Source organism: Dehalococcoidia bacterium, assembly GCA_035574915.1.
Taxonomy (GTDB): Bacteria; Chloroflexota; Dehalococcoidia; order DSTF01; family WHTK01; genus DATLYJ01.
The window spans coordinates 1-26594 of record DATLYJ010000117.1 but is presented as its reverse complement, the minus strand read 5'-3'; the positions used below and the strand labels follow the sequence as shown (position 1 = coordinate 26594).

Genomic DNA, 26594 nt, shown 5'->3' with positions numbered 1-26594 from the left:
CGCGGTCGAGGTGCTCCTCAACGCCGTGTTGCCCTTCGCGGCGGCCGTGCGCCCTGAACTCGAAGGGCGCTGCCTGGAACTCGCGGCCTCACTGCCAGCGCTGCCGCCCTACGGCAAGACGGCATTCCTGGAGGCGAACCTGGCGCCCGCCGGCCGCCGCCGGACGACGCGCACGCCCCTGGAGCAACAGGGCCTGCTCGCCCTGCACGCCGAGTGGTGCAGCCAGGGCGGCTGCGGCCGTTGCCCTCTGTCGCGGGAGGCCGGGGTGGACTGAAGGCGACCGCGGCGAATGCGCCAAGCGGCCGCCGGCATTACACTGCGGACGCCCGACCACGCGGAACCCCGACCACGAAGTTTTGCAGGAGGACGACCTTGGCCGAGATCGACGGCGCCACGCTCATCGCCCGCAGCCTCAAGACTCAGGGAGTCGACTATGCCTTTGGCATCGTCGGCATCCCCGTCTCACCCATCGCCAGCGCCATGCAGCGCGCCGGCATCAAGTATCTCGGCATGAGGCACGAGCAGTCGGCCGCCTACGCCGCCGGCGCCGTCGGGTACCTCACGGGCAGGCCAGGGGCCTGTCTGGTGGTATCGGGCCCGGGCATGACCAACGCCATTTCCGGCATGGGCAACGCCCAGGCCAACTGCTGGCCCATGCTCTGCCTGGCCGGCGCCAACGACAGCTACCAGATGGGCATGGGCGCCTTCCAGGAGGCGCCGCAGATGCTGGCGGCGGCGCCCTGGGTGAAGTACCAGGCCCAGCCGGAGAGCACCGCCCGCCTGCCCTTCTACATCGAGCAGGCCGTCCGCTACTCGATCTCTGGCCGTCCCGGGCCAGCTTACCTTGACCTCATGGGGGACGTGATCAGCGGCAGCGTGGACGAGGACGCGGTCAAGCACTACCCGCGCGTGCCCGACCCGCCGCGGACGCTCGCGGACCCGGCAAACGTGGTCGCGGCCATCGACGCCCTGAAGACGGCGCAGAACCCGCTCGTGATCGTCGGCAAGGGCGCCGCCTATGCCCGCGCCGAGGCCGATGTGCAGAAGTTCATCGAGACGACGCAGTTGCCCTTCCTGGCCTCACCGATGGGCAAGGGAGTGATCCCGGACGACCACCCGCTCTCGGTAGGGGCGGCGCGGTCCTACGCGCTGCAGAACGCCGACCTCGTGTTCCTGATCGGCGCGCGGCTGAACTGGATCATGCACTTCGGCCTGCCGCCCCGCTTCCGGCCGGACGTCCGCGTCGTGCAGATGGACATCGCCGCCGAGGAGATCGGCCGCAACGTGCCCGCGGAGGTGGCGCTGGTCGGCGACGCGAAGGCGGTCACGGGCCAGCTCAACCAGTACCTCGAAGAGCACCCCTGGCAGTACCCGGCGGAGACGACCTGGCGCACCGGGATCGAGAAGAAGATCCAGGAGAACGTCGCCGGGAACGCCGAGTTGATGAACGACGACTCCGTGCCCATGGGCTACTACCGCGCCCTCAAGGAGATCCGCGACATGCTGCCCCGCGACGCGATGATCGTGAGCGAGGGCGCCAGCACGATGGACATTGGCCGTCAGGTGCTGAACAACTACCTGCCCCGCCACCGCTTGGACGCCGGCACCTGGGGCACCATGGGCGTCGGCCTGGCGTTCGCGATCGCGGCGCAAGTCGTGCACCCGGAGAAACGCGTCGTGGACATCGAGGGAGACGCGGCCTTCGGCTTCAGCGGCATGGAGGTGGAGGTCGCCTGCCGCCACAACCTGCCGATCACCTTCATCGTGTTCAACAACAATGGCATCGGCGGCGGCCCGGACGACCCGGAGCGGGCGCGCATGGTGCCCGGCGCCTACATCCCGGACGCGCGCTACGAGCGCGTGATCGAGGCCTTCGGCGGCCTGGGGATCTATGTCGAGCAGCCGCGGGACCTCCAGCCGGCGATCAAGCGCGCCTTCGAGCACGGCGGCCCGTCGCTGATCAACGTGAAGATCAGCAACCAGGCCCGGCGGCGGCCGCAGCAGTTCGCCTGGCTGACGCGTTAGCCAGCAGGAGACTCCGGCCGGCCAGCAGGCCGACAGGAGCAGGAGTTCAGGCAGCGGGCAGGCGGCCGAGGGCTGGGCTGATGGCGTCCAGCCACCAGGCCAGCGCCCCCTCGTCCCAGCCGTGCTCCTCGCCGTTGGCGAGGAGCCAGCCGTACTCCACGAACGCCCCCAGGAGGCCCAGGTCTAGCGCCGCGCGGTCGAAGGCATCGCCGCAGACGGCCTGGTAATCGCGCACGATCTCGTCGCGGGTTGCGTCGATGGCGGCCGAGTTCCCGAGCAGGAAGAGGGCGAAGTCGAGTGCGCCCGGCGCGGCCGTCGCGAGGCTCCAATCGAGGATCACGAGCCCGTCCTCGAGCAGGCCGAGGTTCGAAAACCAGAGGTCGCCATGGACCAGCGTCGTGCCGCGCGACCTGAGCGCCTCCGCCAGCGGCCGTGGGTCCGACTGCAGCCGGAGGACGGCCTCGCGGATGGCGGCGGGTGCGAGTCTCTCGAATGCCCGCCAGCCGACCTTGATCGCGATGATTATTTCCGCTTCCTGGTCCAGCCGGGCGATAGAGCGCGGCGAGAACATCGAAAGGTGAGTTTCCAGAGGGCAGAGGTCCTGGTGCTGGACGCCGGCGAGGGTGCGATGGTAATCGGCTACCTGGCGCAGCACCCTGCGGCTCTCGTCGCGCGTGAGGACGCGGGACTCCTCGATGAGCGCGGCGGACACGTCGCGCATTACCAGCGTCCAGCCGCCTTCTTCCGGCCAGGCCGCCATAGTGGCGTGGTCGATGGAACGAGGCAGGCGGTCGAGGAGGCCGGAGAGCCAGAGCGTCGCCGCCCGGCCCCGGTCGTTGCTGGCGATCGCTGCCAGGTCGCGGCCGAGGTCGATGTGCTTGATCACGACCGCCGTGCCGTCGTCCAGGACGGCCCGCTCGAGCGGCGATCCTGAATAACCGGGCATCACGGGGTCCGTCAGCGGGCCGCGCTTCCGGATTCTCGCGAGCAGGTCGTCCTTCGTGAGCCTGGTGTCCACCATGGCCATCGTTTTCCTCCCACGGCAGTCTCGTGGGGGCAGCATAGGGGCCGCCCAAGGCCCCCTGCGTGCGTGTCAGCACCCAACCTGACGCTGCGTACACGCAAGTCGACGCCGTGAAGGGCCAGGTAAGCCGTCGCGAGCAGCAGCGTGACCAGCGCGGTGAACTCCAGCGCGCGCGAGTAGGCCAGCGGGTCGCTCAGGTGCGTCCAGACCTCCTGGAGTACGACCGTAGGGCTAGAAAAGACCTCCCAGCTGTTCAGGCGCTGAAAGCGTCCCAGGTACACGCCGAACGCCGTCAACACCAGGGTGACGGCGGCGAACAGCCAGCCTCCGGCCCTTCCCGTGTATAGCGCCACGGAGCGATGCATGAGCAGGAGGGACATGAGGCCCAGGAGGACTCCCAGCCCGCCGTACATGGCCAGCATGGCGGCGTCGTACCAGAGCGGTATCAGCGGCGACGGCCCGAGATGGATGAGGTCGGTCGCCAGATAAGGTGCGTTGGGCAGGAAGAGTAGCCAGATGCCGGCAACCGGCAGCGCCAGCACTGCCAGCGCCGACCGCCTGGTGCGGAGCAGGGCGCCGCCGACGAGCGATGCCCCCACCGGCGTCCAGGCGAGCATCAGGTTCCAGGTGAGAAACGCGTAGCGCGCGGAGCCTGTCTCCTGTATCCGAAACGCCAGCATCGCCGTGCACGCGGCCGACAAGCCCGCAAGGCCGGCGACAGCGAGGGCGACGCGGAGGCTGGCGTGGCTGAGGGAGGCCCGCATCTCCGCCATCTTAAGGGGGGCGGGCGGCATGGTAACCAGGCCGGGACTATCGGTTGTCTGTCAGCGCGCCTTCGTTGCCCGCCGGCTGTGCACGGGCAGTGACTTCAAGCCGCGGAGGATGAAGGAGCTGCCCCACTCAGGCTGCTCGAAGTCCGGCTCGATGTCTGGGAAGCGCCGTAGCAGTGTGCTTATCGCGATCTGCCCTTCGACTCGCGCCAGAGGGGCGCCGAGGCAGTAGTGAATTCCGTGGCCGAAGGCCATGTGATGGTTGTCCGGCCGACGCAGGTCCAGCCTCTCGGGATCGGAGAATTGCTTGGGGTCGTGGTTGGCGGCGCCCAGGAACGTGATCACGATCTGACCCTGCTTGATCTGCTTGCCAGCGAATTCGAGGTCCTGCAACGCGACGCGGCTGGTGGCCTGCACGGGGCCATCGTAGCGGAGCAACTCCTCGACCGCGGAGGCTATGATCGAGGGGTCCTCTTGCAGCTCGCGGCGCTGGTCCGGATTGCGCATCAGGGCGAGCATGCCGTTGCCGATCAGGTTCGTCGTCGTCTCGTTGCCGGCGACAAGCAGAAGGACACAGGTGGCCAGTAATTCGTCCTCGGTGAGCCGGTCACCCTGGTCGCGGGCGGCGATGAGGGCCGAAATCAGGTCTTCCCGCGGTTCCGCGCGCCGCTCGGCAATGATCCCCGCGAAGTAGGCCGAAAGCTCTTGCGAGCTCTGCTGCGCCCGCTGCAGCACTTCCTGGGGCTGGCCCGAGCTGCCCAGTACGCTGGCGATATCAGTCGACCAGGCCTTGAACTGCTCGCGGTCGGACGGCGATACGCCCAGCATCTCCGCGATCACGATGATCGGCAGCGGGACTGCCAGGTCCTTCACGATGTCGAAGCTCGTCGGGTCTGGTATCGCATCGAGCAGCTCGTCCGCGATTTCCTGGATGTGCGGCCGCATCTGCTCCACGGCGCGCGGGGTGAAGGCCTTGTTCACCAGCGTGCGCATGCGGGTGTGGTTCGGCGGGTCGGCGCTGAGCATCGTGGCCGTGCGGCGCATGATGCCCTGGTCCTGCTGGTCCATCAGCTGCGCCACCATCCGGTTCGCGGCGCGCTGGCGCTCGGACGAGAAGCGCCCGTGGTCCTTCAAGACCGCCTCGACCTCGTCGTAGCCCGTGACCAGCCAGGCCTGCATCATCTCCTGCCACATCACCCTGTCGGCTTCGCGGAGCATCTTGTACGCCGGATACGGGTTGGTCCGGAACTCCGCCAGGAAGGGATTGAGCAGCATTACCACGGGCTGGCCATCCTCGAAGGAAAAATCTGGGCGAACCTATCTTATCTTAGCGGGCTAAAGGGAGCAGCGGGAACCGGCGCTCGAGAGCTCGAAATGCGACCCCTCGCGGCGGCGGCTGCGGTGCTGCGGCCCTCCGTCGGGAGAGAGGCAGTCAGCGCCCGCCCGTCACGCCGCCCGACGCAGCCAGCAGCTCCTCGAGGTGCATCTGCCACTCCAGAGCCTTGCGCCGCAGCGCCGGCGTGTCCGCCAGTTCCTCGTAGAGGGCCTGGCCCCACTTCAGGTGCTCCTCTTCCTCGAGGAGGATGTGCTTCAGAATGCGAACGGAGGGGCCGTCGCAGATCGGGTCCGTGACGGTGATGTGGTGCCGGTAATAGACGACGAGGTGCGTCTTGAGGACCCGGTAGAGCCCCACCAGGCGCAGCAACTCCTCGTCCTGGAGTTGCATCTCCTGGATGAAGCGCTCGAACTCCGGGTTCGGGGGCGCTGCCAGTGTCGAGCTGCGGAAGGTCGGCGGGGTATCGAGGTCTGCGCCCTCGACGGCCCTCAGCTCGGGCAGCCGCTGGCCGAGCCAGTAATAGTGCACCGAGTCCTGGTAGCAGTGTTCGCCGAAGGCGAACTTGCACTTCATGTTCGGCGTGGTCGAGGCCCATGCGGCTTCTGCCGTCATGCACGCCTTCTCGGCGTAGCGGTAATGGATGATGCGGCGCGCGCACTCGTCCACCGAGAAGGCCCCGCCGACTTGCCTGGTGTCGATGCACAGCTCTGGCACGCGCGCCTCCTTCGGTTATGCCCCCCGGATCGCAGCCAGCGTCCGCTTCGCCGCCTCGCGGGCCGCGAGTTGCTCCTGCCGCCGCCGGCGCGCCCACTGCCGCGCGCGTTCCTTGGCGGCTTCCAGCTTTACCGGGTCCGGCACGTAGGTCGCATCGATGCTGATGCAGTCGACGGGGCAGTACTGGGCGCAGATGTCGCAGTCGATGCAGCCCTCGGGGTCGATGACGTGCGTACGGTGGCCCGTGCGGTAGTAGACGATGCACTCCGTCGGGCAATTGCGGCGGCAGAGGCTGCAGTTGATACAGGCCTTCAGGTCGATTACGTAGGCCACTAACGATAGCCGCCGGCTGCCGGCTGCTCGCTCACCAGGGCCTCCCCGGCGCGCTCCATCTCCTCGGCGAAGAAGGCCTTCAGTTCCTCTGCCTGCGCTGGCGTCAGGTTGCCCCGCATCATCTCGTGCCGCGCATGCGCCATCAGCGCAAAGCGCTCCTTCTGCGGGTCGCCCTCCGTGAGCTTCTTCACGAAGTAGTCGCCGATGGCGACGTGTGTGACCTCGTCGGCCCAGTTGTAGTCGTAGCAGTGCTCCATGAGGTGGTCGCCGATCTTGCGACCGAGCTCGCTCGTGCCCTTGAACAGCGTCAAGGCGCCGCCCTCCAGGGAGACGTTGGTCATGGAGAGGCTGGCGATCGGGTTGCGCATGAACGCCTCGCCGAGCGCGGCCTGCGCGACTGCCTGGCCCTGCGCCCGGCCGCCGTTGGCCTGGCCGCCATTCGCCGGGGCAGGCGCGGCCGCCTGGGCCTGGCCTCCGCCTCCGCCCTGGCCGCCGGCGAGCGTGTCCGGATATTCGCCGACCACGCCCCCGTAGGACTCGAGGACGCCCTTGCTGAGCTGGGCGTGCCGCACTTCGTCCCACGTCTGGCGCGCCATCGCCAGGATGAGGGACTCGGGTACGTCCCACTCCTGCCACTCGACGACCTTACGGCTGAAGGCATCGATGCCGGCAAATTCGGCGCTCATGATCGAGCTGACCATGGCCTTGCGCAGCTCGAGGTTATCGGGAGCGGCCTGGACGAGTTCGCGCATCGCCTGGCCGTTGTAGTTCTCCACGCCGCCGATCTTCCGCTTCAGCGCCTCGCGTTCGGCGTCGTCGATCCGGGCGAGCGGCCTGTAAGGCGGGTTCCGTCGCGAAGGTGAGTTGCGCAGCTTTTCGATAAGCTCGCTCATTACGCTGCTCCTGTCCGGGCACGGCGCATAGCCGCCACCAGATTTACCGAGATTATTTCGCGGCCCCCGAGGGCTGTCAACGAACTCAGCGTCCACCCCTCGTGCCACGCAGGCGCGGGTCGAGGACGTCACGCAGCGCGTCGCCGAGGAGGTTGAACCCGAGAACCGTGAGGCTGATGGCGGCGCCAGGGGCCACGGCGATCCACCAGGCGTGGGTGAAGAACTGGCGGTTCCGGCCGCTCAGGTCCTGTCCCCACGAAGGCGTCCCGGGCGCGACGCCCAGTCCCAGGAAGCTCAGGGCGGCCTCTCCGAGGATGACGGCGCCGACGCCCGCGGTGGCGCCGACGATGACGTAGGGCATTACGTTGGGCAGCAGGTGCCGGAAAATGATGCGCAGGTCGCTGGCGCCGAGCGCCCGCGCTGCCGTCACGTACTCGGAGTTCTTGAGGGACAGCGAGACACCGCGCACGATCCGCGAGCCACCGAAGACCGCGCCGATCGAGAACGCGAACACCAGGTTCCTCATGTCCCACATGATCTGGAAGATCGCCAGGAAACCGGACTTGGTGCCCTCCGTGTGCGGCGGGCCGAGGAGCGAAACTATCAGGAGCAAGGCAATCAGGCCCGGGAACGCCGACCAGATCTCGCCGCTGCGCTGGATGACATAGTCGATCGGGCCCTGGAAGTAGCCGGCAAGAAGCCCGAGCGTAGTGCTCAGCGTGACGTTGATGGCGACAACGCTCACGGCGATAGCCAGCGAAATCTGACTGCCGACGAGCACGCGGCTGAAGACATCCTTCCCCACGGAGTCCGTGCCCAACCAGTGGTCCGTGCTCGGCTTCAGCAGTGGCGCGTCGACCGACCGGGTGGCGTCATAGGGCGCGATCCAGGGCGAGAACATGGCCATGAAGACGAAGAAGACCACGAGAAGGGCGCCAAAGGCGCCTAAAGGCTTGGTGCGGACGAACTTCAGGACCGCGCTGAGGAACCGCTGAGCGGGCCGGACGGCGGCCAGCGGCCCGAACGGCGACGGACGCTCGACTGGGATCTCGGCTGTCGTCATCGGTAGCGAATCCTCGGGTCCACGTAAGCGTAGAGCAGGTCAACGACGAGGTTCATGGTCACCACCACGGTGGCGAGGTATGTGACCATCGTCATGACTACGTTGTAGTCCTGTTGCGTGACCGCGCGGAAAGTGTACTGGCCCAGGCCCTGGAAGGCCATGATCTGCTCCAAGATCACGGAGCCGCCGAGCAGGCCCGCGATCAGCGTGCCTGCGATCGTCAGTACGGGGATCATGGCGTTCTTGAAGGCGTGCCTCAGGAACACCAGGCGTTCCTGCAGGCCCTTGGCCCGCGCCGTGCGGATGTAGTCCTGGCGCAGCACCTCCAGCAACGCCGAGCGCACCAGCCGCATCAGTCCCGCCGAGCCCTCGATGCCCAGGATGAGGGTGGGCGGCAGCACCTTCTGCAGGAACTCCCCCGGGTTCTCCCACAGGCTCACGTAGCGCAGCGGAGGCGAGTAGCTCCAAAGGATTGCCGGGATCAACAGCAGGAGGGTCAGAGAGAAGAACGAGGGTATCGAGAGGCCAAAGATGCTGAAGATGCGGACCGCGTAGTCAAGTGGCGTGTCCTGAAAGATCGCCGAAAGGGCGCCGAACAGCAGGCCAAAGAACATCGTGAAGGTGAAGCTGAAGATCAGGATCTGCAGCGTCACCGGAAACCGGGCCTTTAGCTCGCTCTTGATATCGCCGCCCAGCAGTGAGTCCCCGGGGTCGCCGTGGAGCATGCCGCCGAGCCAGGTGAAGTACTTCTCCACCAGTATGCGGCCACAGTTATCGAGAGCGCCGATCTTGCCGAGCGCACCGTCGTCGTGCTTGTTGAGGCACGCCTGGTGCTCGAGCCCGTGAGCCTTGTGGTAGGCCTCGAGGTCGTGGAGTTCGATCGTGCCGCCGAGAAAGGTGAGGGCAGGGTCTCCCGGGATCAGGTTCAGGCCGAAGAACGTGATGATGCTCACGATCAGGACGACCGGTATGAAGAACAGAATGCGGCGCGCCGCGTACTGACGCATTGGAAAGCAGTCCCCCCTACGGCCTGATTGGAGAGAGCGGCGCGGCACTTCCGGCGAAGTGCCGCGCCGCGGCGTGGACTACGCCTGGTCCTTCCAGCGGTCGATCTGCCAGCTGCCCTGGCCGGACCGGCTGCCTTCGAAGTTGATGCCCTTCATGTAGGCGAAGTAGGAGCCGTGCAGGTTCGTCGAAAGCATCGGAATCAGGGGCGAGTACTTCTTTGCCAGCATGATCTCGACCTCGTTCGACAACTTGGCCCGCGCCTGGTCGTCGATCGTCGCCTCGATCTTGTCGACGAGGGCGTCGACCTCCGGGTCCTCGAGGGACGTGTTGTCCCAGAAGGTGCCGGAGTTCGTGCGCATGTACTGGTAGTCCAGGAACACGGTCATCGTGATGTCGAAGTCACCCGGCTTCGGTCCGGCGCGCTGCAGGTAGATGTTGCGGACAACGGGGTTGACGCGCAGCTTGAAGCCGACCTTCTGCAGGTCCTCCGCCACCAGGCCGCCGCCGTCCACCCAGGTCTGGGCCTCGGGCGGAACCATGAGCTCATAGGTCTTGCTGAGGTCGGCGCCAGAGGCGCGAAGCAGGTCAGCGGCCTTCTTGGGGTCGTAACCCACGTACTGCTCGACGGCCTTTCGGCCGACCGGGAAGCGCTCCGTGCGGGCGTTCGAGAAGTACCAGGTCTTCTCGCCGTCGCCCAGGAAAACGACGTTGATGATGCGGTCGATGTCGATGGCGCGATAGATGGCCTCGCGGACCCGGATGTCCTTGAACGGCTCGCGGTGGATGTTGACGAGCATGGCCATGCCGCTGGTCGAAGGGTAGGTGTAGTTCTTGATCTTCGACCCCATGTCCTTCGCGACGGTCTCGGCGGTGAGCTTGTTGGGCCAGTTCTCCGGCGTGTCATCGATCTGATTGGCCCGGAAGGCAGCCTCGATGGCGGCCGCGTCGCCCAGGAAGACGAGGCTCTTGCCGGCCAGGTACGGGCGGTCCTTGACGAAGTAGTTCGGGTTGCGGACTACGTCCTCGGAGCTGTTCTGGCGGTGCTCCTTGTACATGAAGGGACCGGTACCGACCGGAGGGTGCGTCTTGAGGATCTGCTCATCCAGCATCTCCTTGGGCGGGACAAGGACGTTCATGCGCTCGAAGAAGAAAGCGCGAGGCCCGTGCATCTCGAAACGGAGCGTTAAGTTGTCAACCGCCGTGACGCTCTTGAGGTCCTTGCCGCTCTGGATGAAGGAGCCGCCGGAAGCGGGCGGCACCTTGAGGAACTCGACCGTCTTGACCACGTCTTCAGCCGTCAGGTCACGTCCCGTCGCGTACTGGTTGCCCGGGATGCTGTGGAACTTCGCCGGGTTCAACTTCACGTTGACTATGGTGTCTCCGACGACCTCCCACGAAGCGGCAAGCCTGCCATAGCGCTGGCGGGTAGGGTCGGGTACCTCCCGCGTCGCCCAGAGGCGGTCGTAGTAGCCGGTCTCGCGACGCCAGGTGTTGGCGAAAGACGGGTCGGCGCCCGGGTGGAAGGGGCTGAAGTGGGTCGGCAGGGTGATGGTCGCCTGCTTCCAGATGCCACCGGGTTTCGGCGTCCCTTCGTCCTGCGTACTGGCGCCGCCTCCGGAGCCACCACCCCCGTCACCGCCGCCGCCGCAGCCGACCAGGCTCAGCGCCGCGGCGCCAATGCCCAACCCCGCCGCGCCGGTAAGCGCGCGCCTCCGGCTCAGCCGTCCTTGCGCGAATCTGCTCCAGTAAGAGCCCGTGTTTGGCATGTGTGTACTACCTCCGGTTGGTCTTTAGTCGCGGTCCAAGGTGGCTGTCCTGGTCTGTCCGATAATCCTTGTCCTCCCTCGCGCCGGAGGGCGCGCCGCTCCCGGCAAGTTTTACGGGCTGCTGATTAGCTCAGGGGGCCCGAAGCACAACGGGACGTGGCAAGGTGGCGTCCGCGTCCCGTTCCTCTGACCTCCCGCTGGAGTTCTGCCTCGTGTCAAGGGCCAAAGGTTCCTTCTATAAGAAGATATACGGCCCTTTATGGGCCAAGAGATTCTGGCGCGATTATGAACCGCGGGCCGAAATAGTCAAGTTTTACCTAAATTCGCCAGTTAAGGCTGTGCAAACTCCGCGACTACGAGGCCGCGCCTGCGAAAGCGGCAGAGCAGCCACGGGCGTTGGCCGCCGCTCTCAGAACCTCTGGACGCCGCCGGACGAGCCTCGCAGGCGCGGATCGAGGATGTCGCGCAGCGCGTCGCCGAGCAGGTTGAAGCCGAGCACCGAGAGGCTGATCGCGGCGCCGGGGAAGAAGGCCGTCCAGGCGTTGATCGGGAAGCTGGTCCGCGCGGCGCTGATGTCCGCGCCCCACGAGGGGTTCGGTGGTGGGATGCCGAGGCCGAGGAAGGACAGCGCCGCTTCCGCCAGGATCGCGGTACCCAGGAGCGTCGTTGCCACCACGATGCCCAGCGGGAGGACGTTGGGTACGAGGTGCCGGCCGAGGATGCGCAGGTCGCTCGCCCCCATGGCTCTCGCCGCCTCGACGTACAGGTTGTTCTTCTCTGCCAGTGTAGCCCCTCGCGCAACCCGGGCCACGTTGGGCACGATGCCGAAGGAGATCGCCAAGACGACGTTCAGCAACGACGGGCCCAGGACCCTGACCACGATCAGCAGAAGGATCAGCTGCGGAAACCCTATGGCCACGTCGACTGCGCGCTGCACGACCGTGTCGATCGGCCCACCCTTGTATCCCGAAACGAGCCCGAGTGTCATGCCGGCAATAGTGCCCAGGCCCACGGCGAGGATGCCTACCACGAGAGAGATGCGGGCGCCGTGCAGCACGCGACTCATGATGTCGCGCCCCAGCTTGTCTGTACCGAAGGGATGACTGGCGGACGGCGACTGGTTGGGCGCTCCAACAAACTCGTTGATGTCGTAGGGCGCGATCATCGGCGCGAAAACCCCGGCGAAAATCGTCGCCGCGATGATCACTCCACCGAAGGCGCCAAGCGGGTTGGTTCGAACGAGGCCAAGGAACGCCTTGAACCGCCGTCGACGTTCGACACCAGTCGCCTCGATATCCGCCACCGTCGGTAGGACGGGGGTCTGCGTGGTCATCGCGGGCCTCCCGCCCCTGTGCTCATGTGTATCTGATTCTGGGGTCCAAGACGGCGTAAACCACGTCGACCGCTAGGTTCATAAACACCACCGCCGCGGCCGTATAAAGGACGATACTCTGCGCCACGGGGTAGTCCTTCTGCAGGAGGGCCTGGAAGATGTACAGGCCCAGCCCCCTCAGCGCGAAGATCTGCTCGATGATCACCGAACCGCCGAGCAGCCCCGCCGCCAGCAGGCCAAGTACCGTGACGACTGGAATCAGCGAGTTCCGCAGGGCGTGGCGCCAGAGCACCATGCGCTCGCCCAGGCCTTTGGACCTCGCCGTGCGTATGTAGTCCTGGCGCAGCACCTCCAGGAGTGTCGACCGCGTCAGCCGCATCACCGTCGCCGTCGGTCCCAGGGCCAGCACCAGGCTTGCCGGCAGGAACTGCTGCATGTTGCCGATCGGGTCGTCCAGGAACGCGATGGGCTTGCCAAGCGATGGCGGCGCGTAATGCCAGTATTGCGCCGGTATCAGCATGACCAGTGTAGCGACCCAGAACGCCGGCACTGACAGGCCGAAGATCGCGAACAGGCGCACGCCGTAGTCGAACCCCGAGTTCTGCCAGCGGGCCGAGATCGCCCCGAAGGTCACTCCGAAGAGGGCAACCCACACCAGCGTCATCATCATGAGCTGCAGGCTGACCGGAAAGCGCGACTTGAACTCGCTGGTCACGCTGACCTGCGTGATGCCCGAACGCCCTAGGTCGCCCTGCAGCGCGTTGCCGACCCAGCGCAGATACTGCACCGGCAGGGGCTTGTCCAGCCCGAGCTCCTTTCGCACGGCGGCGACCTTTTCCGGCGTCGCGTTCACGCCCTGCTGCAGCAACGCCGGGTCGCCCGGTGAAACGCGCAGCAGGACGAAGACGCCGATCGAGATGAACCAGATCGTCGCCACCGCCCAGACAATCCGCCGGACGATGTAGTCCCGCACCGCCGCCCTAGGCCCGGTCGAGCCAGTAGCCTGGGAAGAAGGCGGTCGCTAGCGAACCCACGCCCCTGTGGACGCCCTTCAGCGCCTTGATCAAGACCGAGTCGGTCGGCTTGTTGAAGAAGTTCAGGAACGGTGGGTCCTTGGCGTAGATCACCCGCTGCGCCTCGAGATAGGCAGCCTTGCGTTGCGTCTCGTCCAGGGTGCCGGCCGCTTTCTTCACAGCGGCGTCCACCTCGGGGTCGCTGAAGCCGGTGTCGTAGCGCCCGTTTCCGGTGATGCCGTTCGTGACGTACCAGTGCAGGGCGAAGTCCGGGTTGGCGTACTCCTGGTTCAGCGAGAGGCTGGCCGTCAGCCGGCTCTGGAAGTAGCCGGCGACCCAGGTCCCCGCGTCCTGCGGGTCGGGCTTCACCGTCACACCCGCTGCCTGCATCTGACGCACGAAGATGTTCACGTAGTCCACCATGTTCGAGCTCGTGGGGTGCGTGACGCTGAACTCCTTCACGCCCGCGGCCTCGAATAGCTGCTTTGCGTCCTGCACGTTGAAGGGCTGCAGCTTGGTCTTGAGCTCGTCCTGTGGCAGAGCGTAGCCGGTCATTGTCGGCACGATGATCCCGGCAGGCGTGCCCGCGCCCCGCGAGATGAGCTGAATGTACTCGTCGCGGTTGATCGCCCGCGAGACCGCCCGCCGCACGCGCGCGTCGTCCCAGGGCTTCACTCGGACGTTCATCCAGAAAGAGTTGAAGCCGAAATTCGGGTCCTGGAAGTAGACGACGTCCTTGCGTGAGTTGAGGATCTCCTTCGCCTCGTCCGGGTTAGCTGCCGGATAGTAGTCCACCTGACCGGCGAGGAAGGCTGTGCGGTGCGCCGCGAGGTCGGCGAAGGTCTTGAGCACGTAGCGGTCCAGGTAGGGCTTGCCGCTCTGCCAGTAGGTGGGGTTCTTGTCCATCACCGCCTGGCTGCCCTCGGTCAGCTCCTTCAGAAGGAAAGGACCGCCGCCGACGATCGTCTTCCGCAGGTCGGCGTGGGTGAGCCACTCCTTCGGCACGATGGCCGAGTAGAGGTTGTTGCCGACGTTGTTGATCACCCATGCGTAGGGGGCCTTCGTCACGATCCGGAACGTGTTCCTGTCCGGCGTATCCATCTTGTCGACCCACTCGTTCAGCCAGCTGAAACCGTTGCTGGCCGCCGCCGGGTTGAGCACGCGCTCGAAGCTGAGTTTCACGTCCTCCGAGTCGAGCGCGCGCGCCGGGACCGTCGTCCCATTGGGATTAATCATGACGTTCTGGCGTATCTTGAAGGTCGTCGTGACCCTGTCCGCCGCAAGCTCCTGGGCCTCCGCCAGGTCGAAGATGACACCTTCTTGCGGTGCCAGGAGGGAGGTGCGCAGCAGGTAGTTGTAGCCCAGGGGCACCAGTCCTGAGCCGCCATAGACGGAGTTGTGCGGGTCGACGCCGGCGAAGGGTCCCGTGAACGCAGAGGTGTACGTCCCACCGGGTTTCGGCGTGCCTTCGTCCTGCGTACTGGCGCTGCCTCCGGAGCCACCGCCCCCGTCCCCACCACCGCCGCAGCCGACCAGGCTCAGCGCCGCGGCGCCAATGCCCAACCCCGCCGCGCCGGTAAGCGCGCGCCTCCGGCTCAGCCGTCCTTGCGCGAATCTGCTCCAGTAAGAGCCCGTGGTTGACATGTGTGTACTACCTCCGGTTGGTCTTAGTCGCGGTCCAAGGTGGCTGTCCGGGTCTGTCCGATAATCCTTGTCCTCCCTCGCGCCGGAGGGCGCGCCGCTCCCGGCAAGTTTTACGGGCTGCTGATTAGCTCAGGGGGCTCGAAGCACAACGGGACGTGGCAAAGTGGCGTCCGCGTCCCGTTCCTCTGACCTCCCGCTGGAGTCTGCCTCGTTGTCAAGAACCAAAGACCCCATCTATAAGAAGATATACGGCCCTTTTAGGGGCCAACGGATTCTGGCGCGATTATGAACCGCGGGCGGAAATAGTCAAGTTTTACCTAAATTCGCCAGTTAAGGCTGTGCAAACTCCGCGCTTACGGCATGGCTCTCCGGGAACGGCACAAGGGACGAACGGAGGAAGTTACAGCGGGCCAGGCAGAGCCGGGCTTTCAGGGAAAGGGAGTCGGGCTAGCCGTCGAGTTTGACCGACTGCCCGCTCCGCGCTGACTGGTACGCGGCCAGGGTCACTGCCAGCGTGCGACGGCCCTCCTTCCCGCTGGTCAGAGGCGTCTCCCGCGAGAGGACGCAGCGGACGAAGTGCGCGATCGGGTTCTGGTCCAGTCCTGGAAGGGGAGCGTCCGGGACGTAGTGGCGAACGCTGTCGCCCTCCTTGACCTTGGCGTAGAGCGGTTCGGCCGGCGTCCGTCCCATGGCCACGTAGCCTTTCTCGCCGTGGACCGTGACCTGCCGGTCCGGCTCCGGCCTGGCCGACCACGAGGACTGCACGCTGGCGATGGCTCCGCCGGCGAAACGCATCAGCACGATAGCGTTGTCGTCGAAAGGGGTCGGTCTGAGGATGCGCGAGGTCATTGCCATGACTTCGATGACCGGTTCGTCGAAGAACCAGCGCATGAGGTCGATCATGTGCACGCCCATGTCGAGCAAGGATCCGCCGCCGGCGCGTTCGTCCCAGAACCAGTCCGACTCTGCTCCCCAGAATTCGTCCGGCCCGGCGTGCATGAATACGCCGCGGGCTGCCAGGGGGCGGCCGATCTCGCCGTCCGCTATCACGCGCTTGACCTGACGGTACACGGGCACGAACCGCAGGTTGTGGGCGACCATGAGGGTGACTCCCGTGGCGCCCGCCGCCTCGATCATGGCATCCGCCTCGGCCAGCGACAGCGCCATCGGCTTCTCGACGAGCACATGCTTGCCCGCCCTTGCCGCGGCGACGGCCATCTCCGCATGGAGATGGTTCGGCGCGCAGATGTCGACGGCGTCCACGGCCGGGTCTGCGATGAGGTCTTGCCAGCGCTCGTGGATCCGCGGGACGCCGAACTGAGCCGCGGTCTCTCGCGCCCTGTCTACCCGGCCGCTGGCGATGGCGACGACGCGGGCGTCTTCGCAGGCGGCGTACGCCGGCAGGTGCGCCCGGGTGGCGATTAGCCCCGCGCCGATCACCCCGATCCGCAACGGGCCGGTCACGGCAGCGCCTCCAGGACCGCGCCCTCCTGGCGCCACACCACCTCGCCCGCGACCACCGTGGCCTGCACGTTGAGGCCCTCGTCCATGAGGACCAGGTCTGCTCTCAGCCCCGGCGCGATCGTCCCGGTCTCCCCGTCGATGCCCAAGGTGCGGGCGGCGTTGGTAGCGGACATCGCGGCCAGCTCGCAGAGGTCGTCCGTCAGCCAGGCCCGCGCGTTCCGCAGGTCGCGGTCGAAGGTCGATATGCTGCCGGCAAGGGTACCGTCCGGCAGGCGGCAGGCGCCCCCGGCGACGATCAGCGTGCGCCCGCCGCGCTCGTAGGTGCCGTCCGCCATCCCCGTCATCTGCGACCCGTCCGTAATCAGCGCCACCCCGGCGGCGCCTCGCGCCCGAAACAGGGCCCGGGCCGCCGCCGGGTGAACGTGCACGCCGTCCAGGATCAGCTCCGCCAGGAGCTCGTCGCGGCTCAGGGCCGCGCCCACGAGGCCGGGCGCCCTGTGGTCGAGGCCAGACATGGCGTTGTAAGTGTGGTTCGCGATCGAGGCGCCCGCCTCGATGCCCGCCAGGGCCTGTTCGTAGGTGGCGTTCGAGTGTCCCAGGGAGACCGCGATGCCTCGCTCGCGGGCCGCGCGAATGAAATCGAGCGCCCCGGGCAGCTCTGGCGCCACGTTGAAGCGCCGTATCGCTCGTCCCGAAGCCTCCACCAGCCGGGCCAGCTCAGCGAGTGAAGGCGAGCGCAGGTGCGCGGCGTTCCAGGCGCCCCGCTTCTCCACGCTGATGTATGGCCCCTCCATGAAGATGCCGGCCAGCCGGGCCCCTCCCGTTGGGCTCCCTACGACCGATGCGGCGGCGACGACGCTCGCCTCGACCTCCTCGAATGTCGCGCCGTGGCCCAGGCCTGCGTACCAGGTGGTGACTCCGGTGCTGGCGACCAGGCGCGAGGCCTCGCGCGCCGCCTCGGCGCCGCCGCCCAGGGCAAGGCCGCCAAAGCCGTGCACGTGCAGGTCGATGAAGCCCGGCATGACGATCGCGGCGGAGATGACAGTCGTGTCTGGTGGCAGGCGACCGGAGGGCGGGATCAGATCCCAGGCGCTGCCGACCGCATCAATCCGGCCGTCGTCGACCCGGACGGCCCCGGCCTCGATGACGCCGGCGGGCGTGACGAGCTTCCGGGCGCGCACGTACCACAGCGACATATCGAGATTCTTCGGTGAACGCCTCAGAATGACAAGCAAGCGGCCCGCATTGGACAGGCCTGCGGCCAGCGCGGATATCGCGGCCCGGCCAGCGCTCCGGCCCGTTTTCTACCGTCCTAGTTGGAGGGCCAACCGTCCGCGCAGACATGCCGGACTGCCCGAATGCGAGACTGCCGGAACCTAAAGCAGGTGTTCGGCGACCTTCCGCACGGCGCGCACGATGTCGTTCTCGTCTTCGTCGTCCAGTTGCGGGCCCAGTTGGATCGACATCGAGCGCGAGAGCAGGTCTTCGCTCCGGGGGCACATCCCCATGTAGTACTTGCGGTCCGTTGGGAACTCGGTGGAGTTGAAGGGGGCGCCACGCTCCCAGGGCGTGCGCTGGGCCAGGACCGCCGGGTTCGCATACACGGGCCGGCCGCCGTAGACCTTGCCGGCTGGTATCCCTTCCGCCCGCAGCGCCTCTGCGAACCGGTCTGCCATCTCCGGGGTCTCGAAGAACATCGTCAAGCTGCCGCCTTCGCCCTCTTCGTCCGGGATCCTGCGCCACTCCACGGGCAGGTCGCTGAGCCTGCGCCGGATCGACTGTGCCCGCGCGCGCATTTCGGCGATCATCTCCGGCAACCGGCGCACCTGCACTTCGGCGATGGCGCCGGCGATCTCGTTCATGCGCAGGTTCAGGCCGATGAAAGGCTCCCCGGACGTGTGGTCCCGCACGTCCCCCTTCGAGGTCGTGAACTGCCCTCCCTGGTCCTGGTAGCGCACGGCGCGGTCGTAGATCTCCCAGTCGTCCGTGACGAGGGCGCCGCCCTCGCCGCTGGTGATGTTCTTGTCGAGCTGCAGGCTATAAGCGCCAGCGTCGCCGATGGTCCCGACGTAGCGCCCCTTGTAGCGCACGCCTATGGCCTGGGCGGCGTCTTCCAGCACCTTGATCCCGTGCCGCCGCGCGACCGCCATGATGCCGTCCATGTCGCAGGGGACGTTCGAGAGGTGCACCGGGATGACAGCCTTCGTCTTCTCCGTTATGCAGTCCTCCAGCGACCGGGGGTCCAGGTTCAGCGACTCGTCGACTTCGGCGAACACAGGCACGGCGCGGGCGTTCACGACGACGCCGACGGTCGCGATGAACGTGACGGCCGGCACCACGACCTCGTCGCCGGCCTGCACCCTCAAGCCAACCAGGCCGCATTGCAGCGCCGCCGTCCCGGAAGAGACGCCGATCGCATACTTCGCGCCCGTGAGCGACTCCAGCGCGTGCTCGAACGCCTCTACCTTCCTCAGGAGGTCCGGCCCGTAATACCGGAAGAGTGACCGGCTTCGGAGCACCTCTGTCGCCGCCCTGATCTCCTCCTCGTCCAGATAACTCAGCCCCTTGGCGGTGTTTAGGGGACGGACCCGCACGGGCGCCCCGCCGTTAATGGCCAGTTCATCGCTTCGCCGGTTGGTCATAGCTCCTCACCTCGCCTGGAATCGCAGCGAACGAGCATGACAGCTAGCCCATGAGCACCAGGATGGCGCAGAGCGTGCGGCCCGAGTACTTCAAGGAAACCAGCCTTGATCCCGCCGCGTTCACCCATCGACCATCAGCCGCTGGATTGCTGCCGGCGCGATCAAATCATATCGCTTCGGGAAGAGGCGGCCCTGCCTTCGCCGTCGAGCTCGGAGCGACGGTCGCCCGCCCCTGCTTCGAAGCAGGCACTTCCAGGAGCGCCGGATGCGCCGCCCCAGGCATCCGAGGACAAACAGCGTGCCTGTCCGGCCGTGAGGCCGGCGCGCCCGGCACCGGCGTCGGAGCTCGCCGGCCCGGCGGGTCTGGCTCTATGCCCCCGGCGTCTCGGCCACGCGCTGGAAGAGACCGTCTACCAGGGGCGGCACCGTCAGCATCGCGAGGCCGGAGAGGAGCATCATCACCGCCGCGAAAGCAAAGAACTTGAACTTGTGCCCGCCTGAAGCCGCGTAGGGCGCGAACGAGTTGGCGATGGTCAGCATACCGATCGAGATCGAGACGAAGAGGCCGATCAGCCCGAAGTCAGGGGCGGCGAAGGTGATGAAGCTGTTCACCCCCGCTTCCCGGACGATGTCTGAGCTCAGGTTTTCGTCCTGCACCGCCGCAAGCTGTTCCCCGAAGATGCGCATCACCTGGGTCACGAAAAGCAGTATCCCGAGCAATGCCGCGTGCATCGGCACGACGACGAACATGAACGTGTTGGCAACCAACGCCCGCGTCTGGCGCATGAGGGACACCTTCTGGGCGAAAGAGGCTGCCAGCGATCCCACGACGGTGGGGTCGCCACCGGTGCGCACGCCGTCCCAGAAGATGCGCACCGAGCGCGTAACCAACTCGGAGCCGGTCTCACCGCACAGGCGGAGCCAGGTCAGCTCTGGCGAGATGTCGTTGCTCAGGCGCACGTACAGGCGGTGGACGTGCGGCTCCATGGCGCCCAGCGCCTTGCGGTTCATCCGCCTCAGCCCCTCCGCGACGGTCGTGGTCGAGGCGCCCATTACGCTGCCGAGGCCGCGCAGGAACACCGCGAGGTCGCGGTCGCGCCTGTCGATGCGCTGGTCGTCGCGCCAGGCCAGAAAGCCGATGGGTGCCAGGCAGACGGCGCTAACGATCAGCGCCAGCCCCATGCCGAAGAGCATCCATATGCCCGCGAGCGCCCCGCCTGCGGCCGTGATCAGCACCGGTGCCATGGCCTCCATCTGTGTCTGCTCGGCCGACCGTCGCTGCAGCCGGTGCGTCTTCACTTCATGCGGAGACACCGCAAAGATCACCCAGGCCCCAGCCGTGGTGGCGATCATCACGATGCTCGCCAGTCCGAAAATGGCCGCCATGCCAAAGGGGTAGATGATCATCGAGACGAGTGTGATCACAACGATGAGCGTCGTCGAGACCATGAGCGCGACGTAGGCGTCTGTCCACTTCTTCAAGGACTCCATATCGCGCTCGTACTTCTTTCCGTACAGCTCCAGCTGGACCTCCGTCTCACGTTCCAGGAACGCCGCCTCGCTCTCGCCCGAGGACAGCGCCGTCGCGAAGTGCAGGAGAAGGTTCTGGATGCTGTCGCGCTTCACGTGCTCGGCGACCATCTCGCAGGCCCGCGAGTAGTCATAATTGAGGCGACGAGCTACCCGGTGCACGCGGCGAAAGTACTTGGAGGTGCTGTAGTCGAGTTCAGCCGTACCTTCGAAGAGCTTGTCGCGCGCCAGGCCGGACGTTGCGACGCCGGACATGTGCGTCAGCTGGGTGATCAGGTCGAAGTCGATCGGCTCGCGGGCAAAGAGAGAGACCTCGGCGAACGGGTCTTCCTTCGCCTCCTTGCGGGCCCTGGCCTCCTCCGGGCTAGAGGAGACCTTGCCTGGTAGCCTGAGAGAACGCGTGATAAAGCTCATAGAAGTTCGTCTTGCCCGCGGTCAGGAGTCTCTCGAAGAGCATCGCCCTGCGCTGGACTTCGTCGTAAATCACCCTCTTGTTCTCGGGGGCGATACCTCGCCGCTCGGCGATCACGTTCTCGAGGATGTAGCTGTTCATGTCGCCCGTCGCTTCATGCGTGTCGTTGTGCGCGTTCCAGCGATAGACTTCGATGAAGGAGAAGGAGTCTGTCTCGGCGTCATAGCCGACGAGTTCGTTGATGCTCGTGATCCGGCGGCCCAACTTCCCGTTCGGCAGGCGGACGGCACTGCAAAGACACACGATGTTGAGGTTGTCGATGTACTGCTTGGGCACGTTGATGGGGCTGCCCGTGAGACGCTGAATCAGCTTCTCCACTGTGGAAGCGTGGAAGGTCGCGCAGACCGCGTGACCGGTCTGCATTGCCTGGAAGGCAATCAGGCCTTCCTCGCCGCGGATCTCACCGATGACTATCTCGTTAGGGCGCTGGCGCAGGGCGGCCTTGAGCAGGTCGAACATCGTCACGCCTCCGCCATTGTCGACGCCGAACTTGACGACTTCGCGAGTCCAGTTCGGGTGCGGTATCTGAACCTCGGGGGTGTCCTCGATGGTGACGATCTTGTGTTCTGGCCGGAAGAAGGCGCTGAGGGCGTTAAGAAGCGTGGTCTTGCCCGAGGCCGTCTCCCCGGACACGAAGAAGTTCATGCCCTCCGAGACCACCAGCGAAAGGTAGGCGGCCATCTCGAAGCTCAGGCCCCCGCTCTCGATGATGTCCAGGATGCTCAGGGGCACCGCCGTGAACTTACGGATGGTGAAGTTGCTGCCCCGCATCGAGATGTCGGAACCGAAGACGATGTTGATGCGGCTGCCGTCCGGCAGAGTCGCGTCTGAGACTGGCCGGCGGTAGGTGACGGGGCGCTTGACCTTCTCAGCCAGGCGCACGACGAACTCATCCAGGACCCTGGACTCGTCGAATGTGATGTTCGACTTCAAGGCCTTGAAGATCTTGTGCTCGAGGTAGATCGGCCCTAGGCCGCTGCAGCTTATGTCCTCGATGTGGGGGTCGCGGATGAGCGGCTCCAGCACGCCCATCCCTATCTTGTCGCGAACAAGGAGGTACTTCACGGCTTCCAGCGTCTCAGGCGTGACCCTGACCGGCGCTGACGCCCGGGACTTGCCGCCGCCGAAGCTCATGAAGCCCTTGCGTCCGCCGCGGCGTATCAGGCCGCCGCCAAAGACCTCGTCCGCGGCCGAGACCAGCACGGCAATCTTTTGCTCGTCGTTGTGCGCCGCCTCGAGCTCGTCCACGTAGTCCAGCAGCGCCGGCTCCAGGACCTGCAAGACGCCGGACAACTCCATTCCCCAGGTCGGCTCTATTGAGATGTAGTAGTCGCGGGCATCGTTCGGGTCCGTGAGTATGTGGACGAACAGCTCATCGCTGACCCGGTAGATCAGGTTGCGGTCCGTGATGTTGGCGAGGCTCTTGGTCGCCTCTTCGTAGTAGTCAGGGGCAGGCAACTCGGGCGGCAGGCTCTCCACATAGCGCAGGAGATGCGGCGCGCGGGACATCGCATCCAGCAAGGCCGGGGAGGGCATACCTGGCGCGGATCGGTGTCGGGCGACCATCAGGCAGCGTCTCCGCACTCGCACGCCGTCGTGAGCTCATTGCGCCCGCGATAGGCCCAGGCTCGCGTCGCCGGCAGCCCGGCGCGATTTGGCGCGCGCCTGCTCACCCGCGACTCTGCCATCGCGATAGGCCGCAGCAGACGAAGCCCCCGCTTCTCACGGCGTGGCGGACTAACGAGCTGCCCGCTTGCCATCACGCTTTCGCCCTCGTCACCGGGATGATCCGGATACCGACGTGCGGCTCTATGTCGAAGTTGACGATGTTGCCTGTCTGCTTGGTCGCGCCCCGGACCTTGGACACCTCGAGCGCCTTCATCAGCTGTGCTCCAACTTCCTCGACGCGGACGCGCAGGTGGGCGTCACAGATCGACCTGATCCGCAGGAGGAGTTGGTCGTTCACCGCATACGAATGCATGGTCGTCATCATGGTCTTGTGCTGCGCGCCGCAGACTTCCTTGGCTGCGGAAAAGAAGTCGAGCGTGTCCTGTTCGCTGGCGTGGCTCACGAAGGCCGTCAGCGAGTCGACCACGATCAAATTGAAGTCGGAGAGCGTGGCCATGTGATCGAGAAGCGTGTCGAAGGCCCTCTGTGAGCTTTGCGCGAAGCTACTCGAGACCGGATACACATTCAGCCGGCCCAGGAGAAAGAAGTCTGTGACGTCGAAGGACAGGCTGGCCATCTGGCGCAGGAAGCTCGGAATCGTGTCCTCCGTGGAGTACAGCGCCACCTTGAAGCCGCTGTTGAGGGCGCCCCACATGAATTGCTGGGCGAGGACGCTCTTGCCGGCTTCCGACTGTCCGTCGATCAGCGTGAAGGACCCTTCGGGGATCCCGCCGCCGATCTTCTTGTCGATCTCGGTCATGCCTGTGGTTACGAGCCTGTGCCGTGTACCCGCGTAAGACACCATGGCGCTCCCTATCCGGCGAAGACGGCAGTCACAGTGACACCGTTCTCCGCTGCGATGACGATGACGTTTGACGTAGCCAGGCCGACGGCGGGATTGAGTCGAATCGTCAAAGTTGCCGTCTCGCCCGGATTGAGGATGCCTGGCTCGAAGGAGTCGGGAGAGATGAGAGTCACGGTCCACGTGTTATCCGTCAGCGGCCCGCTGGTGTAGGTCAGGTAAACCGTGCGGCGCACGGGCGTGGGCAGGGTGGCGTCGCTGTAAGTGACGATGACATCCATCGCTTCCCAGGCGCTGAGGTTGGTCTGGCCATCGTTGCGGACCTGGACAGTGAGGACCGCGTGTGGCACGTCCAACGAGGTGCTGGTGATCGCCAGCCGCGTCCGCGCCTGCTCGCCGGCGCGGGCCTCGATGCCCTTGATCTGCTGGCCGAGGCGGTCGTAGGTCGTGATGCTGCTCCGCGATAGAAACGTGGCCGCGAGCAACAGGACAGCTCCGATCACCAGGGCCGGGATGCTGGAGTCCAACGTCTACACCGTGAAGAAACGGGCGTCGCTGATGCCGTTCGGCGCGACGACCTTGATGTAATAGGTGGTGCCGGCCGCCAGGTTCGCGTCCCAGACGATGTTGATGCGAAGGGTGGCGGTCGGGTTCCAGGCTGTGTCGTTTTCGAGCGAGTAGTACCAGCATGGCGCCGTGCAGTTGGAGTCACCCTGTGGCAGGCGGACGAAGTCGCCTTCCGGCCCGAAGAAGACGTCCACGCGGCTCAGCGGCGCCACGGTCGCCGCGCCCGTGTTCTTCGCCCAGGCCGTTACTGTGGCGCTGCCGTCCGTGCCGGTGGCGTGGATCACTTCGATCTGAGTGGCAATCCGCCCTTCCGCCGCGTCCGAGGACATGACGATGGAGTTGCTCGCACGCGAAATCGCCGGCATGAGCGAGTTCACGACGGCGAGGACGGCTACCACTCCGGCAACCGTAAGCAGGACAGTGGCTATCGCCTTCTCGATGTCCGCACCTCCCTCTCGGCCAGGTCGTCATCCCCCCGGTCTGCGCGCACCTCGTACAGGCGCCGCACGCTCTCCGGCGGCAGTGGCGTAAGGATGGCCTCCAGCTGCCGGAGCGCGACTATCGAGTCGTTCATCGACGCGGGCGCGTCTTTGGCCGGCCCCTGCACCGTCTCGCCGGCCTCGACCAGCGTCCTTTCCAGGTCCTCATCGAGGAGGCCGCCATAGGAAGCGAGGCCGAGCACGATGCGGTAGCGGCGCTCGTCCAGCCTGGCCCGCGTCTCCTCGACCCACCCTAGGAGGGCCGCCAGGGCGCGGACGTCAGCCGTAGGCCGCGAATCAGCCGCTGGGGGCGGGAGGGCGGCCTGCTCCCGGGGCGCCGCCTGGTAAGACGAGCCTTTCGGCTCCACGCGGTCAAGGGAGGCCGGCAGGGGCGCGCTCACTGTTGGCTGGAGTTCTGTCTGGGCCTCCGCGACCGGCATGGCTTCGGCCTGGGGCAGGGGCGCCAGCACCGGGGACGCCGGGGACCCGGCGCGGGCGCCGGCGCTGCTCGCAAAAGGGTTCTCGGAGGCGAGGACGGCAGTCCTTACCTCCTGGAGGATCGCCTTGATCTCTCCCTTGAGGATGTTTATTTCCTCTTCGAGGGCGGCGAGTTTCGCCTCCATTGCGCTCCTATGACTTCCTCCGGATCCGCTCGGAAGAAGCTATCCCTGCCCGGCGGCGGCCTGCCGTCCTGAGACCCCAGCAGCGGGCCGCCGGCCGGGCGGGAAACTAACGCTGCCTAGTGCAGCTGCATCACGGCCGCCAGCTCCGCCGGCATGGACCGCGTGAGGTCCAAGACGGCGCCAACCGGCGTCTGGATTTCGATCGTCCAGCGGGAGTTAGCCGCCAGGCTGCCGATGGTGCCCGCGTTGTCCGCGGCGGCAATCGTGATCGTGAACAGCTCGCCCGGCTCCAGCAGAAGGTCGCCGTCGCCGACGATCTCGGTCGTGGTGTAGACCATGTCGTTGTTGACCGTCGAGGCGTCGCGGTAGGCGATCACCGTCCGGTTGTTGGTCGCCGACGGGTCCAGCGGGATGGGGTCGCCGCCGGCGGTAGTAGCGACCTGGAAGGAGATCTGAGTCACCGCCAGCGGGCTGCCGGCAGCTTCGACCACGACGCCGCCGCGCACTTCCATGGTGCCGCGCGCCTTCTGGAGGCCGGCGAACACCGTCTCCTTGCCGCGCTCGGCGCTGAAGATGCCCGTGGTCAGTACGACGAACGCGAAGACCGTCGCCACGACCACGAAGGCGATGAGGATGATTGCGGTTTCGAGGCCGGTGATGCCGGACTCGTTGCGCATGGCCTTCTTCGCCATGCCTCGGAACTTACTCACTACTGTGTCACCTCGTCCTGAAAATGCTTGCCTGCTGATTTGGCTGTCCTGCCCTCGCGCGGTTCCTTCCCGGGAGGGCTCAGACGTCATCGAACTTCTTGCTCGTGCTTGCCAGCGGGACCTCCTTCCGTTGGACATCCAGTCCGCCTTCCCGAAGGGGAAGGGCCAGCCGGCCTCCTGCCTCCGTCATGCGATGCCCACCCGCGGCCGGCTCCGCGGCCATTGGGAGGGGCGCCTAGGGGATGTTCGTGGCCCTGTCGCGGAGCCTTTATAGGGGAGTCCCCGATTTTGTGAGCGGCGTGCTGGCCCGACCAGACATGTAACCGGCCCACGCCCGTGGGGCGGCAGCGGCGACAACTCGCATGAATAAAGGAAGACTCCCTGCGAGGACGGCACGGATCGCCGGCGCGCTCATCGCCGCCGCGAGCCTCCTCGCGTTCGCTCCGACGCCGTCCCCGACCCCATCGCCGACGCCGTCCGCAACGCCGTCACCGACGGCTACTCAGACCGCGCCGCCACCGACCTCAACGCAATCGCCGACCGCCACCGCGACGCCAACACAAACACAGACGAGCACGCCGACGGCGACGCCCACGACGACGCCATCAGCGACCGCTACCTACACTCCCGGCCCGCCTCCGACTTCCACGGCCGGCGCCGTGGCTCCGCCATCGACTGCGCCGCCTGCGCCTTCGACCCCCCCGGCCCTGGCGCC

The 26594-nt window shown here is 66.3% G+C and carries 24 protein-coding genes; 2 read left to right on the top strand and 22 right to left on the bottom strand.

What is annotated here, in order from left to right; translation table 11 throughout:
- Positions 1-274, top strand: a 274-nt coding sequence (locus tag VNN10_11135) for a hypothetical protein (protein HXH22576.1), incomplete at its 5' end; no start/stop codon positions are given.
- A 98-nt stretch (positions 275-372) separates the two neighbouring features.
- Entirely contained in the window at positions 373-2025 is a 1653-nt protein-coding gene (locus VNN10_11130; protein HXH22575.1) for a thiamine pyrophosphate-binding protein, read from the top strand.
- 46 nt (positions 2026-2071) lie between these two features.
- On the opposite strand, the gene VNN10_11125 is transcribed toward VNN10_11130, so the two are convergent.
- The 22 genes from VNN10_11125 to VNN10_11020 form a co-directional block, all read right to left on the bottom strand.
- Complete coding sequence (locus VNN10_11125; protein ID HXH22574.1) at positions 2072-3052, bottom strand: hypothetical protein; 981 nt, start codon at positions 3050-3052, stop codon at positions 2072-2074.
- Entirely contained in the window at positions 2983-3813 is an 831-nt protein-coding gene (locus VNN10_11120; protein HXH22573.1) for a DUF1361 domain-containing protein, read from the bottom strand. Before VNN10_11120 ends, VNN10_11125 begins: the two co-directional genes overlap by 70 nt.
- Before the next feature lie 60 nt (positions 3814-3873).
- Positions 3874-5094 (bottom strand): cytochrome P450, encoded by a 1221-nt coding sequence (locus VNN10_11115; protein ID HXH22572.1) that lies wholly within the window; start codon positions 5092-5094, stop codon positions 3874-3876.
- Positions 5095-5251: 157 nt separating this feature from the next.
- The gene (locus tag VNN10_11110; GenBank protein HXH22571.1) at positions 5252-5869 is read right to left on the bottom strand and encodes a hypothetical protein; all 618 of its coding nucleotides are present in this window, start codon (positions 5867-5869) and stop codon (positions 5252-5254) included.
- A gap of 15 nt (positions 5870-5884) precedes the next feature.
- Complete coding sequence (locus VNN10_11105; GenBank protein ID HXH22570.1) at positions 5885-6202, bottom strand: 4Fe-4S binding protein; 318 nt, start codon at positions 6200-6202, stop codon at positions 5885-5887.
- Entirely contained in the window at positions 6202-7095 is an 894-nt protein-coding gene (locus VNN10_11100; protein ID HXH22569.1) for a hypothetical protein, read from the bottom strand. Before VNN10_11100 ends, VNN10_11105 begins: the two co-directional genes overlap by 1 nt.
- Positions 7096-7180: 85 nt before the next feature.
- Entirely contained in the window at positions 7181-8158 is a 978-nt protein-coding gene (locus VNN10_11095) for an ABC transporter permease (protein ID HXH22568.1), read from the bottom strand.
- Entirely contained in the window at positions 8155-9165 is a 1011-nt protein-coding gene (locus VNN10_11090; protein HXH22567.1) for an ABC transporter permease, read from the bottom strand. Before VNN10_11090 ends, VNN10_11095 begins: the two co-directional genes overlap by 4 nt.
- Positions 9166-9243: 78 nt before the next feature.
- Entirely contained in the window at positions 9244-10932 is a 1689-nt protein-coding gene (locus VNN10_11085; GenBank protein HXH22566.1) for an ABC transporter substrate-binding protein, read from the bottom strand.
- 409 nt (positions 10933-11341) lie between these two features.
- The gene (locus tag VNN10_11080; protein ID HXH22565.1) at positions 11342-12265 is read right to left on the bottom strand and encodes an ABC transporter permease; all 924 of its coding nucleotides are present in this window, start codon (positions 12263-12265) and stop codon (positions 11342-11344) included.
- A gap of 22 nt (positions 12266-12287) precedes the next feature.
- Positions 12288-13238, bottom strand: a complete 951-nt coding sequence (locus VNN10_11075) for an ABC transporter permease (protein HXH22564.1) — start codon at positions 13236-13238, stop codon at positions 12288-12290.
- A 7-nt stretch (positions 13239-13245) separates the two neighbouring features.
- Positions 13246-14922, bottom strand: a complete 1677-nt coding sequence (locus tag VNN10_11070) for an ABC transporter substrate-binding protein (GenBank protein ID HXH22563.1) — start codon at positions 14920-14922, stop codon at positions 13246-13248.
- A gap of 447 nt (positions 14923-15369) precedes the next feature.
- The gene (locus tag VNN10_11065; protein ID HXH22562.1) at positions 15370-16386 is read right to left on the bottom strand and encodes a Gfo/Idh/MocA family oxidoreductase; all 1017 of its coding nucleotides are present in this window, start codon (positions 16384-16386) and stop codon (positions 15370-15372) included.
- Entirely contained in the window at positions 16383-17621 is a 1239-nt protein-coding gene (nagA, locus tag VNN10_11060) for an N-acetylglucosamine-6-phosphate deacetylase (GenBank protein ID HXH22561.1), read from the bottom strand. Before nagA ends, VNN10_11065 begins: the two co-directional genes overlap by 4 nt.
- Before the next feature lie 141 nt (positions 17622-17762).
- The gene (locus tag VNN10_11055; GenBank protein HXH22560.1) at positions 17763-19028 is read right to left on the bottom strand and encodes a DegT/DnrJ/EryC1/StrS family aminotransferase; all 1266 of its coding nucleotides are present in this window, start codon (positions 19026-19028) and stop codon (positions 17763-17765) included.
- A 369-nt stretch (positions 19029-19397) separates the two neighbouring features.
- Positions 19398-20972, bottom strand: a complete 1575-nt coding sequence (locus VNN10_11050; protein HXH22559.1) for a hypothetical protein — start codon at positions 20970-20972, stop codon at positions 19398-19400.
- On the bottom strand, positions 20923-22539 hold the full coding sequence (locus VNN10_11045) for a type II/IV secretion system ATPase subunit (GenBank protein ID HXH22558.1): 1617 nt from the start codon (positions 22537-22539) through the stop codon (positions 20923-20925). Before VNN10_11045 ends, VNN10_11050 begins: the two co-directional genes overlap by 50 nt.
- A gap of 250 nt (positions 22540-22789) precedes the next feature.
- A complete protein-coding gene (locus tag VNN10_11040; protein ID HXH22557.1) occupies positions 22790-23503 on the bottom strand; it encodes an ATPase domain-containing protein in 714 nt (237 codons plus the stop codon).
- 8 nt (positions 23504-23511) lie between these two features.
- Positions 23512-24003, bottom strand: a complete 492-nt coding sequence (locus VNN10_11035) for a hypothetical protein (protein ID HXH22556.1) — start codon at positions 24001-24003, stop codon at positions 23512-23514.
- Between the two features lie 27 nt (positions 24004-24030).
- Positions 24031-24465, bottom strand: coding sequence for a hypothetical protein (locus tag VNN10_11030; protein ID HXH22555.1), 435 nt, complete (start codon positions 24463-24465; stop codon positions 24031-24033).
- 26 nt (positions 24466-24491) lie between these two features.
- Positions 24492-25169, bottom strand: a complete 678-nt coding sequence (locus tag VNN10_11025) for a hypothetical protein (GenBank protein ID HXH22554.1) — start codon at positions 25167-25169, stop codon at positions 24492-24494.
- Positions 25170-25285: 116 nt separating this feature from the next.
- The gene (locus tag VNN10_11020) at positions 25286-25879 is read right to left on the bottom strand and encodes an archaellin/type IV pilin N-terminal domain-containing protein (GenBank protein ID HXH22553.1); all 594 of its coding nucleotides are present in this window, start codon (positions 25877-25879) and stop codon (positions 25286-25288) included.
- Positions 25880-26594 lie beyond the last annotated feature (715 nt).

What these genes read in the sequence shown, in the direction of transcription:
- VNN10_11125 (HXH22574.1), bottom strand. Translation starts at nt 3,052, where the DNA reads ATGGCCATGGTGGACACCAGGCTCACGAAGGACGACCTGCTCGCGAGA.
- VNN10_11120 (HXH22573.1), bottom strand. Translation starts at nt 3,813, where the DNA reads ATGCGGGCCTCCCTCAGCCACGCCAGCCTCCGCGTCGCCCTCGCTGTC.
- VNN10_11115 (HXH22572.1), bottom strand. Translation starts at nt 5,094, where the DNA reads ATGCTGCTCAATCCCTTCCTGGCGGAGTTCCGGACCAACCCGTATCCG.
- VNN10_11100 (HXH22569.1), bottom strand. Translation starts at nt 7,095, where the DNA reads ATGAGCGAGCTTATCGAAAAGCTGCGCAACTCACCTTCGCGACGGAAC.
- VNN10_11095 (HXH22568.1), bottom strand. Translation starts at nt 8,158, where the DNA reads ATGACGACAGCCGAGATCCCAGTCGAGCGTCCGTCGCCGTTCGGGCCG.
- VNN10_11090 (HXH22567.1), bottom strand. Translation starts at nt 9,165, where the DNA reads ATGCGTCAGTACGCGGCGCGCCGCATTCTGTTCTTCATACCGGTCGTC.
- VNN10_11085 (HXH22566.1), bottom strand. Translation starts at nt 10,932, where the DNA reads ATGCCAAACACGGGCTCTTACTGGAGCAGATTCGCGCAAGGACGGCTG.
- VNN10_11080 (HXH22565.1), bottom strand. Translation starts at nt 12,265, where the DNA reads ATGACCACGCAGACCCCCGTCCTACCGACGGTGGCGGATATCGAGGCG.
- VNN10_11070 (HXH22563.1), bottom strand. Translation starts at nt 14,922, where the DNA reads ATGTCAACCACGGGCTCTTACTGGAGCAGATTCGCGCAAGGACGGCTG.
- VNN10_11055 (HXH22560.1), bottom strand. Translation starts at nt 19,028, where the DNA reads ATGACCAACCGGCGAAGCGATGAACTGGCCATTAACGGCGGGGCGCCC.
- VNN10_11050 (HXH22559.1), bottom strand. Translation starts at nt 20,972, where the DNA reads ATGAGCTTTATCACGCGTTCTCTCAGGCTACCAGGCAAGGTCTCCTCT.
- VNN10_11045 (HXH22558.1), bottom strand. Translation starts at nt 22,539, where the DNA reads ATGTCCCGCGCGCCGCATCTCCTGCGCTATGTGGAGAGCCTGCCGCCC.
- VNN10_11040 (HXH22557.1), bottom strand. Translation starts at nt 23,503, where the DNA reads ATGGTGTCTTACGCGGGTACACGGCACAGGCTCGTAACCACAGGCATG.
- VNN10_11025 (HXH22554.1), bottom strand. Translation starts at nt 25,169, where the DNA reads ATGGAGGCGAAACTCGCCGCCCTCGAAGAGGAAATAAACATCCTCAAG.